Below are 1,510 nucleotides of genomic sequence, written 5' to 3'. Positions count from 1 at the left end.
ATAGCCAATTTATTTAGTTCGATTGATTTAGTCCTTTCACTTCACAAGCGTAAGTTAACAGCATTAGAAAATATAAAAGCAAAACTCTTAGAAAAAATGTTTGTTTAATACAAAAACTTAAAAAAGAATAAATTTATTTTTCTTATTTTATTAAAATGTACTATATCTTAAATAACATTAGTCCCTTAGAAAAAGGGATTTTTATTTTAAATTTACAAATTTTATTCTGTTTTATTTATTAATAATATTAATATCAATAAAACAATTAAGATTATTATATTTTTCATATTTATTCTATCTTTTTATCAAAAATATAGATACATTTATTAAAACTATATTTAATTTTTTAGAAATATTTAGATTTATAAGCATTTTTACACTATTTTTACAAAATCATTTTACCTTTTTAATCAATAGTCTTTTACGCTTGTGAAGTGAAAGGAGAGAGTCAATGGAAGTAAAAAGTTTTGAAATTTTTTCTTGTTCATTTATTTGTTTTGTTATGTTTATTTTAATTTCAGCAACAATATTGTTCATTAATTTTGGATTTCCAGCTTTCATAACAAATTTGAAAGATTCTCTCGCTAAAGCATTTGCAAGGAATAAATTCGGTTTGTATGTTTTTTCTAATAAAACACCACAAACATTGGTACAATAGAATTTTCCTTCACGGAAATTAACTGTTCCTGCATTTGCACCATCTGTTGTTCATGTTATTGCGTCTTTATATAGAAACTTATCATAATACCCCAATAAACCATTGTTTAAGGTTTGAGATGAATATACAGGAAATTTCTTTATACCGGTTTTGGATTCAGATATTTTTTTAGTTGAAAGGACATAACCTCGAGTAATATTAAACAAATTTTGAATAACGTCCTGTTCTCAAGTGTGAGTTGCTTTTTCAAATTTTAAAGGGAAAATTACAGAATTTTGAGATGGAAACATCTTGTAAAATAGCGATTTTCTAATGTTTTTCAATAAAATGCACTTACGCTTGTGAAGTGAAAAGACTGAATCTAAAGATAAAAGTAATTTTGCTATTTTTGTTTGTTCTTCCTTTGAAGGAACGGTTAGTAAGTTTTTCTCTAATTCTTGAAAATTTATGCTTTTTCCTACTCTAAGTCCATAAGTTAAAGGGATTAATGAGTTAATAAATTTATTGCTTTTAAATACATATTTTCAAAAGAAAGGGTTGTATTTAGAACTACTTGTAAACCGTAAAACACTGTATGCAGGGGATGTTAGTCCTTCTAATTCTGAAAAAGCTAAACCGCAATTATAAGAAGAAAGGTGTAAAACAAAATCGTTTTCTGTAACTCTTTTAAAATTTGCTAAAGATTTTACTTTTGTATTATTTTCTTTTAAAATCATTCCATAATTTATAGATGCAGTTAATTGTGGAAGATATTCATAGCCTCTTTCATCTACTTTTTTCAATATTGAACCAAATAAGTCCTGTTCTCAAGCGTGAGTAAATTCTTTGAATCTTATACTTGGAATGTTTGAA

Annotated in this window: 1 protein-coding gene; it reads right to left on the bottom strand. The window is 25.2% G+C overall.

Annotation, left to right across the window (positions count from 1 at the left end; genetic code table 4):
• Positions 1 to 294 precede the first annotated feature (294 nt).
• On the bottom strand, positions 295 to 1,510 hold a 1,216-nt coding region (locus ACXX89_RS03985), incomplete at its 5' end, for a restriction endonuclease subunit S (RefSeq protein WP_458557737.1).

This window comes from Mycoplasma sp. 1012 (assembly GCF_054343455.1).
This window is presented reverse-complemented; position numbering and strand designations above follow the sequence as displayed.